Source organism: Corynebacterium sp. 212_CJEI (assembly GCF_001055915.1).
Classification (GTDB): domain Bacteria; phylum Actinomycetota; class Actinomycetes; order Mycobacteriales; family Mycobacteriaceae; genus Corynebacterium; species Corynebacterium jeikeium_D.
This window is the reverse complement of sequence record NZ_JVPT01000030.1, coordinates 72,658-81,622: the sequence shown is the minus strand read 5'-3', so window position 1 is coordinate 81,622 and position 8,965 is coordinate 72,658. Positions and strand designations below refer to the sequence as shown.

The following is an 8,965-nucleotide window of genomic DNA, read 5'->3' as shown; positions in this document are numbered from 1 at the left end:
TTTATGACAAAAATGGCCCGAAAAATGGCTTGAAAGTGTCATAAGCTCGCACAGTTTCACATTTGCAGCCCGTAAATTTTCGGGTTGTCAGTTTTGCTACTTAACCCACTCTATGCTCGGAGGGTTTTGCGCCTGTGAGCGTAACTCGATTCTCCGTTGGAGGGGGAGAGAGTCGGTCACGCTGCAGGTTCTCTCACGTAACCTGGGACGCATGAGGCTCGACAATATAACCCGCCCCTTGCTGGCGTCCTTTTTCGCCGCGGTCGCGTGGAGCGTTTTAGGTGGGCTAATCTTGCCGGAGCCCAATCTCGCCTACGACGAAGGAATTGCGTCGTGGATCGTGTCCATGCTGGTCTCAGTAATGCTGGTCGGAGCAATAGCTGTTTTTGCCGGTGATCGTTCGTCGGTCCGGGGGATGACCAGCGCGCGGAGCATTGTCGCAGCAGCTACCGGCGCAGGAATTGCTGCGCTTGGCGATTTGGCATTCCTATTTCTCACCACGCCGCCCGATGGCCAGGACGGCCTGGTCGTCGCCTATGTCGTGTTCTTCTACATCCCGCTACTATTTATCGGCGGATGGGCCGCCAGTGCCACGATTAAACGGGTGTGTAGGTGGCGCCGGAAAGCGAAGAAAGAAAGAGAGACCTAGCTGGCGGCCGTGAGCTAGGCCTCTAAATTTGGAGTCGCCAGCGCCTGGTGCGTCCGGTTAAGGCCGACCATTGCAACCTGCCGGGTGCGGAGGGCGTTTTTTCGGGGGGGCAGAGGCAGTTGTCGACACCTTCATCGGACGTGAATCGGAATCGACAAACCGCCTAGCCCCAAGTGGGCGGATTCTTAGAACAGGCCAGTCGGGTTCTCGTCGTAAGAGACGAGCATGCACTTGGTCTCCTGGTAGTGCTCGAGCATCATCAAGTGATTCTCGCGGCCGATACCGGACTGCTTGTAACCGCCGAAGGCTGCGTGAGCAGGGTAGCTGTGGTAGTTATTCACCCACACACGGCCAGCCTGGATGCCGCGGGCAGCGCGGTAGGCGTTATTCTGGTTGCGGCTCCACACGCCGGCGCCAAGACCGTAGATAGTGTCGTTGGCAATCTCGAGAGCCTCATCCAGAGTCTTGAAGGTTGTCACGGCCAGGACCGGGCCGAAAATCTCCTCGCGGAAGAAACGCATCGAGTTGTTGCCCCTAAAGATTGTCGGCTCGACGTAGTAGCCTCCCTCCAGCCCTTCGAGCTTGGCGACGTTGCCGCCGGTGAGAACCTCCGCGCCCTCCTTCGGCCCGGACTCCAAGTAGCCGGAGATTTTGTCCAGCTGCTCCTGGGAGGCCTGGGCGCCCATCTGTACCGACGTATCCAGCGGGTTGCCGGTCTTAATCTGCTTAACGCGCTCGACCGCGAGCTTCAGGAACTCATCAGCGATGTCTTCGTGGACCAGGGCTCGCGACGGGCAGGTGCAGACCTCGCCCTGGTTCAACGCGAACATGGCCAGGCCCTCAATGCACTTCTCGCGGAACGCATCGTCGGCGTCCATGACGTCGGGGAAGAAGATGGACGGGGACTTGCCGCCGAGCTCCAGCGTGATCGGAATAATCTTGTCGGACACTGCCTTGTTGATTAGCTGGCCCACGGCAGTCGATCCGGTGAACGCAATTTTGGAGATCCGGTCGCTTGCGGTCAGCGCAGCACCGGCCTCGGTGCCGAGGCCATTGACGATGTTGAGAACGCCGTCCGGAAGCAAATCGGCGATAATCTCGGTGAGCATGAGAATCGACGCGGGGGTCTGCTCTGCTGGCTTGAGCACGATGCAGTTGCCGGCGGCGAGGGCCGGGGCGATCTTCCATGCGGCCATCAGGAGGGGGAAGTTCCACGGGATAATCTGGCCGACGACGCCGAGTGGCTCGTGGAAGTGGTAGGCGACCGTGTTGTCGTCAATCTGTGAGATGCGCCCCTCCTGCGTGCGGGTGGCCCCGGCGAAGTAGCGGAAGTGGTCGATTGCGAGCGGGATGTCAGCGGCGAGGGTCTCGCGAATGGCCTTGCCGTTCTCCCAGGTCTCGGCGACAGCAATCTTCTCAAGGTTTTCCTCCAGACGGTCCGCGATGCGGTGGAGGATCAGCGCCCGCTCGGCCGCAGGAACCGAGGCCCAGGAGTCCTTCGCCTTGTGCGCGGCGTCGAGAGCGAGCTCAATGTCTTTCTCGTTAGACCGCGGAACCCGGCAGAAAACCTCGCCCGTAACCGGGGTGGAGTTGTCCATGTATTGCCCGTCTACTGGAGGTGTCCACTTACCATCGATGAAATTTTCGTACTGCTCCTTGTACGTGAAGATTGCATCGGGGGTGCCGGGGTTGGCGTAAACAGTCATGTAGACACGTCCTTTCTATAGGGAAACAACAAACGTATGAGCCAACTTTAAATTGTGACTCGTGTCATAATCAACACTTATTTTTTCATCGCTTTTGCGAGAGATGCGATTGCTGCCGACCCTAAATCTGCCCCGACGTCGCCGTGAGAAATTCCAAAATTGCCCGCACACGGCGGTTTTCCTCGCCGGGCTCCAGATGCAGCTTCATAAAGATGTTGGACACGTGTTTCGCCACCGCCGCCCCGGAAAGCACGAGGTCATCGGCAATCTGCTTATTGGACTTGCCGCGTGCCATCAGCTCGAGCACTTCGCGTTCGCGCGCCGTTAAACTGGCTAGCCCCGATTTGCCGGACTGCATCAATGCCGTCGCCACATCAGGGTCAATCACCACGCCACCACCTGCGACGACCTCGAGCGAACCCAAGAAGTCCAGCACCTGGCCAACGCGGTCTTTGAGCAGATACCCGGTCCCGCCACTCGAGCTGCTGCCACTTGAGCCGGCCCCAGTACCAACCCCAGCACCTCCCGGCGAGAACAACTCACGCGCATACGCCGGCGCCACATACTGCGACAGCACCATGACATTCAGCTGCGGATAACGCTCGCGCAGTTCCACTGCGGCCCGCAGGCCGTCGTCACTCATCTTCGGAGGCATGCGCACATCGGTAATCACCAGGTCTGGCAGCTCGCCCGAGTCGTCAAACCGGTCATCGATGTCCGCCACCAGACCGTGCGCAGTGTCGACCATCGCAATCACTTCATGTCCGCGCTTTTCGACGAGCCCCGCGACTCCTTCCCGCAGGAGTGCCGAGTCATCCGCAATGACAATTTTCATTATTTCGCCGCACCTTTCTTCTCCACGCTTTCCATATCCATGCCTTCTATTTCTCCAATGCCCGATTCCCAGCGATTTAGCATCAAGGGAATTCTGGCTATTACCTGCGTTGGCCCACCTTCGGGAGAGTGCATGGTCATTGCACCGTCGAAAGTGGCTAGACGCTCTTTCATGCCCCGCAATCCACGTCCCAATTTTGCCCCGCCTGGGCCTTGGTCCGTAATTGAAATATTCAGTGTTTGATCTGAGGTGAGCAGCACAGAAACAGGAGCATTCGGCGCATATTTCGCCGCATTAGTCAGCACTTCTGCACAGAAAAAATACGCCGCGGCGAGCACACTTTCTTCCAATTCCGGCAGGGGATAGGGAGTGTGCACAACAACGTGAGGGCCGTACCCTTCAGCAATCTCTTCCACAGCCGCTTGCAGACCGCGATCACGCAACACCTGCGGGTGAATTCCGTGGACTGTTCGCCGCAAAGCGCGTAATCCATCCTCCAAATGGCCGCGAGTTTCCGCGAGGAGCTGCATTAGTTCCTCATTGCCAGTATTGGATGCCTCCAATTCTGCAAGTCCCAATTTCATTGAAGCCGCAACAATGTATTGCTGAGCTCCGTCGTGGAGGTCATTTTCAATGCGGCGACGTTCAATCTCGAAGGCTTCGGCAATTGTTCGTCGTGAAGCGGTAAGTTCGGCGATGCGAGCGGCGGCGGATTCCTCGTAGCTGCGTTTATGCGCTTTTTCGCGGCGGTTCGCGCCGATATATTTGCGGAAATAATCCTTCAGCTCCATAGTTTCCTATGGTACGAAAGCTCTGTCTGCGGAGGAATTAATTTCCGGCATAGTAGACCTAGCACTACCGCAAAAGGAAAGTGGGCACGGTGTTGAAATCGCCTCCGTGCGAGTGAAATGAGTGCCATGACAGACAACAACAGCCCAAGAAACGCACGACTTTGTATTCGTGACATCACTAAGTCCTACAATTCCGCTCCCGTTCTCACCGGCATTTCGCTGACCATTGAGCCCGGCGAAACCGTGGCAGTCATGGGACCGTCAGGTTCTGGTAAGTCCACGCTGCTGCACTGCATGTCCGGCGTGTTGCTGCCGGACGACGGCGACGTCATCTTCGGTGACACAAAGATTAATTCGCTTTCTGATGCCGACCGCTCCGCCCTCCGCCTGCACGACTTCGGCTTCGTTTTTCAAGATGGCCAGCTCCTTCCCGAGCTGACTGCCAGGGAAAACGTTGCTCTGCCCATGATTCTGCAGGGCAAGAAGCGCTCAAAGTCACTCGCGCTTGCCGACGATGTCCTCAGCCGCCTGGGCCTAGAAGACCTAACGCGCCGTCGCCCAGGACAGATGTCCGGCGGCCAAGCACAGCGTGTAGCAATTGCCCGCGCGATGGCCGGCGAGCCAGGTGTCATCTTTGCTGATGAGCCGACTGGCGCGTTGGACCAGTCCACAGGCCATGAGGTCATGCAGCAGCTCACCGCGTTGGTGGAGCAGACTGGGACGACATTGGTGATGGTCACGCACGATGTGAAGGTGGCCGACTGGTGTCGTCGACGTGTGGAGATCCGCGATGGCCTGATTCACGACGACCGCATGCTGGCAGGAGCGGAGGTTACAAAGTGAGCACCGTAACTGAAGCACCAAAACCCCAGAGAATTCCTACCGGCGCACTAGCGGACTTGAGCACGCGGCTGCAGCGCGCCGGGCGCGAATCGCACTCGGGAAACGGTTGGTTGTCCGCGCTGTCTGTGGTCGCTATGACTGTGAGCACCTGGTTGGCGCTGGTTGTCGTTGGCGGCACGGCGATGTTTTACCGCCGTTGGCAGGCTGAGCCAAAGCTGCCGCCGAACCCAACGCCCGAGGATTACATGAATCAAGGTCAGGGCGAGATGTACCTGCAGCTGGCACTCGTGGCCTGTGTGTTTGTGATTCCGGCAATGGTTTCGCTGGTGGCCCAGTCGGCGGTGCTTGGCGCTGCGGGGCGTGAGCAGAGGTTGGCAACTCTGCGCTTAATTGGTCTCTCCAACGGGGCAGTTACACGCATGGTAGTTATCGAAACCCTCGTCTTGGCAGCTGTTGGGCTTGTGGTGGGCACGTTGTTGTCGGTGGCCACTGCGCCATTCTGGGCGATAATCAAGTTCGACAATGACTACCTGGATACCTGGGACATGTTGCTGCCCTGGTGGGGCTACCCGCTGGTCTGGGTTGCCGTGGTGCTACTCGCACTCTTTGCCGCTGTGGTCGGTTTGCGAAGGGTGATGATTTCACCACTCGGCGTTAGCCGCAAGGAAGTGCCCAAGTCGATGAAGGCATGGCGCATGATTGTGGCCGTTGTTATCGGTGCGATCGTCCTGTACGTGATTGCCAACTCCAATATCGCGGGTGGAACCGTCACTGCCACGCTTGGTGTCGCAGCGATGATGTACCTGATGGTCTGGGCAATTGGCCTGGTGGCGCCTTTCTTTATCCAGCTTGTTGCCCGCATCTCCAGCTTCTTCGGTACTTCAAGTGATTTTGTGGCGACGCGACGAGTCGCGACTAACGCTAAGGAATCGTGGCGTCGAGTAAGTTCCATGGCCTTCCTGTCCCTGCTGCTTGGCTACACAATGATGGTGCCTGGCGAAGACAAGATTGAAGAGGTTGCAGATGTCACATTCGCGCACGATATTGCAACCGGTGTGACTATCACTTTCGTAATCGGTTTCGTTCTGCTGCTGGTGTCAACGCTTTTGACTCAGGCCTCAGCCGTCTATGAAGAGGCATCGCTGACAAAGGCGCTGGACTTCATCGGTACGCCAATCAACTTCCACCGCACGGTCACTTTCAAGCAGACATTCTTTCCCATGCTTGCGACCAGCATCTTCGGCTTTGTCATGGGTGCGCTGTTGGGAGCCACCATGTTCGGCCCGATTGCGAACGAAATCACGTTTGGTCAACGCTCCCTTGTAGTTGCGCTGGCGTACCTCGTGGGAGTTGTATCAGTTGGCGCTGTGACCTTGGCGGTTGATCCGCTTCGCCACAAGTTGCTGGGTCGCCAAATCCGTCACAACGACTAGTCACCATTGCAACGACTAGTTGCCATTAAAAGGGCAGTGGAGTGGCCGGGCAGTGGTGCTCGGTGCTCGGCCAGTTCCTTAGGGTTCAACTTGAGGATTAGAGCCTGTAACCAACTGTGGTTCATCTGATAACCAAGCATTCATCTCACAACCACGTAATTTCTACCTCTGACTTTTAGCCTGAGGGCATGCGTACCTACGTGCTTGATACCTCGGTCCTGCTGTCCGATCCCCACGCCACCAAGAAGTTCGATGAGCACCAAGTTGTGCTTCCGCTGGTCGTGGTGAGTGAGTTGGAGGCCAAGCGCCACCACCCAGAGCTGGGGTGGTTCGCCCGAGAAGCGCTCCGTTTCCTCGAAGAGCTGCGTTACCGCTACGGCCACCTGGACCGGCCTGTGCCCGCCAATGATCTTGGCGGGTTTATGCATATTGAGCTCAACCACTCCGATCCCTCCATCCTTCCCGCAGGCTTCCGCACCGCCGAAAACGATCACCGTATTCTCGCTTGCGCCCTCAATCTTCAGCACGATGGCCATGATGTCGTGCTGGTCACCAAGGACATTCCGCTTCGTGTCAAGGCTGGTGCGGTCGGCTTGCCTGCCGACGATTACCGCGCCCAGGACGTCGTTCTGACTGGGTACTCGGGAATGGTGGAAGTAGACGTCGACCCGGAGGAAATTGATCGTCTCTTCGCCAATGGCTTCCTTGAGCTCGAGCAGATCCAGGATCAGCCGCTGCACTGCGGCGTGCAGCTCAGCGCTGGTAGCCAGTCTGCGCTGGCACGGGTGAGCGCCCCGGGCGTCGTCAAGCTTGTGCGGGGCGATACGGAGGCGTTTGGCCTGAAGGGGCGGTCGGCGGAGCAGCGTGTGGCGCTTGACCTGCTGTTGGATGACTCGGTGGGGATAGTGTCCCTCGGCGGCCGGGCCGGTACGGGTAAGTCGGCGCTTGCGCTGTGCGCGGGTCTGGAGTCGGTGCTGGAGCGCGGACTGCATCGCCGAATCGTGGTGTTTCGTCCGCTCTACGCAGTGGGTGGACAGAACCTTGGCTACTTGCCAGGTAGCGAGGATGAGAAGATGAATCCCTGGGCACAGGCTGTTTACGACACCCTGGAGGGATTGGTTTCAGACAACGTGATGGATGAGATTGCCTCGCGCGACATGCTGGAGGTACTGCCGCTGACTCACATTCGCGGTCGTAGCCTGCATGACAGCTTCGTGATTGTCGATGAGGCACAGTCGCTGGAGCGCAACGTACTGCTGACGGTGTTGTCGCGTCTTGGTAGCAATTCCCGGGTCATCCTTACGCACGACGTGGCGCAGCGTGACAACCTGCGCGTCGGCCGCCATGACGGTGTGCAGGCGGTGATTGAAAAACTCAAGGGCAACGAGCTTTTTGCACACATCACGCTGAAGCGCTCGGAGCGCTCGAAGATTGCGGAGCTCGTGACGGGGCTGCTCGATTAAGAGTAAGCTTGTGAGGCAGATACGTAGGAGCTGTTCCTGCGGTTACTTTCACTCGGATCGTTCGGCACGTACCTGCCGATGAAAGGTTTGTATTCACATGGCTACTGTGACTTTTGCTGATGCCACTCGCATTTACCCCGGTGCGACGAAGCCTTCTGTGGACAAGTTCAACTTGGAAATTGCCGATGGCGAGTTCCTGGTTCTGGTAGGCCCCTCCGGTTGTGGTAAGTCCACAACACTGCGCATGCTTGCCGGTCTGGAAGAGGTCAATGAGGGCAAGATTTTCATTGGTGATCGTGATGTGACCAATGTCTCGCCCAAGGATCGCGATATTGCGATGGTCTTCCAGAACTACGCCCTGTACCCGCATATGACGGTGCGCGAGAACATGGGCTTCGCGCTCAAGATTGCTGGTGTGGACAAGGACGAGATTGACCGTCGTGTCGAAGAAGCTGCGAAGACCCTGGATCTAACTCAGTTCCTGGACCGTAAGCCTAAGGCTCTGTCCGGTGGTCAGCGTCAGCGTGTGGCAATGGGGCGTGCGATTGTGCGCAAGCCGCAGGTGTTCCTGATGGACGAGCCGTTGTCGAACCTGGACGCGAAGCTGCGTGTTCAAACCCGTACTCAGATTGCGGCCATGCAGCGTCGGATGGGTGTGACCACCATGTATGTCACCCACGACCAGACTGAGGCGCTGACCATGGGCGACCGCATCGCGGTCATTAACTTCGGTGTTCTGCAGCAGGTCGGTACCCCGCGCGAACTCTACGAAACCCCGGCAAACGAATTCGTCGCGGGCTTCATTGGCTCGCCTGCGATGAACCTGGGCACGTTCAACGTCTCTAATGGTTACGCCACGTTGGGCGAGGCCAAGATTAAGCTGCCGGAAGCCACACTTGCTGCAATCACGCCGGAGGATCAGAACCAGATTATCGTGGGCTTCCGTCCGGAGGCATTCGACCTGGTCGAGGGTCCGGGCGATGACGTCATTCCGGTGCAGGTTAACTTGGTCGAGGAGTTGGGCTCCGATGCATTCATGTATGGAGACCTCGTCGGTGGCGGAGCACTGAGCTCCGGATCTTCCTCTAACCCGGACGAAGAGGAACACGGTCAGGTGGTTATTCGTACCGCCCCGCGCACCGCGCCGAAGTTGGGCTCGGTAGTTTACGGCAAGATTCGTCCGGGCATGCTGCACCTGTTCTCGAAGTCGACTGGTATGCGCCTTCCGGCCTAAAATCTTTCGTT

General features: G+C 57.9%; 8 protein-coding genes. 5 read left to right on the top strand and 3 right to left on the bottom strand.

The genetic code is table 11. From position 1 onward, the window contains the following. The first annotated feature begins 211 nt into the window (after positions 1–211). A complete protein-coding gene (locus ADB02_RS02880) occupies positions 212–649 on the top strand; it encodes a hypothetical protein (RefSeq protein WP_049189609.1) in 438 nt (145 codons plus the stop codon). Positions 650–834: 185 nt separating this feature from the next. Here the strand turns inward: ADB02_RS02880 and ADB02_RS02875 are convergent, their stop codons facing one another. From ADB02_RS02875 to ADB02_RS02865, 3 genes are all read right to left on the bottom strand, one after another. Next, entirely contained in the window at positions 835–2,355 is a 1,521-nt protein-coding gene (locus ADB02_RS02875) for an aldehyde dehydrogenase family protein (protein WP_049170136.1), read from the bottom strand. 121 nt (positions 2,356–2,476) lie between these two features. Further along, positions 2,477–3,190: a LuxR C-terminal-related transcriptional regulator gene (locus ADB02_RS02870; protein WP_049170138.1), complete on the bottom strand. Its 714-nt coding sequence runs from the start codon at positions 3,188–3,190 to the stop codon at positions 2,477–2,479. Then, the gene (locus ADB02_RS02865) at positions 3,190–3,981 is read right to left on the bottom strand and encodes a sensor histidine kinase (protein WP_080969558.1); all 792 of its coding nucleotides are present in this window, start codon (positions 3,979–3,981) and stop codon (positions 3,190–3,192) included. The genes ADB02_RS02870 and ADB02_RS02865 overlap by 1 nt, the downstream gene beginning before the upstream one ends. Positions 3,982–4,107: 126 nt before the next feature. Here ADB02_RS02865 and ADB02_RS02860 point away from each other — a divergent pair, with 126 nt between their 5' ends. The 4 genes from ADB02_RS02860 to ADB02_RS02845 all read left to right on the top strand — a co-directional run bounded on the left by ADB02_RS02860 (position 4,108) and on the right by ADB02_RS02845 (position 8,954). Continuing rightward, the gene (locus ADB02_RS02860; RefSeq protein WP_042389415.1) at positions 4,108–4,824 is read left to right on the top strand and encodes an ABC transporter ATP-binding protein; all 717 of its coding nucleotides are present in this window, start codon (positions 4,108–4,110) and stop codon (positions 4,822–4,824) included. Continuing rightward, positions 4,821–6,257, top strand: coding sequence for an FtsX-like permease family protein (locus ADB02_RS02855; protein ID WP_049189608.1), 1,437 nt, complete (start codon positions 4,821–4,823; stop codon positions 6,255–6,257). The genes ADB02_RS02860 and ADB02_RS02855 overlap by 4 nt, the downstream gene beginning before the upstream one ends. 188 nt (positions 6,258–6,445) lie before the next feature. Further along, the gene (locus tag ADB02_RS02850; RefSeq protein WP_042388806.1) at positions 6,446–7,720 is read left to right on the top strand and encodes a PhoH family protein; all 1,275 of its coding nucleotides are present in this window, start codon (positions 6,446–6,448) and stop codon (positions 7,718–7,720) included. A gap of 97 nt (positions 7,721–7,817) precedes the next feature. Beyond that, the gene (locus ADB02_RS02845; RefSeq protein WP_016423093.1) at positions 7,818–8,954 is read left to right on the top strand and encodes an ABC transporter ATP-binding protein; all 1,137 of its coding nucleotides are present in this window, start codon (positions 7,818–7,820) and stop codon (positions 8,952–8,954) included. Positions 8,955–8,965: the final 11 nt, after the last annotated feature.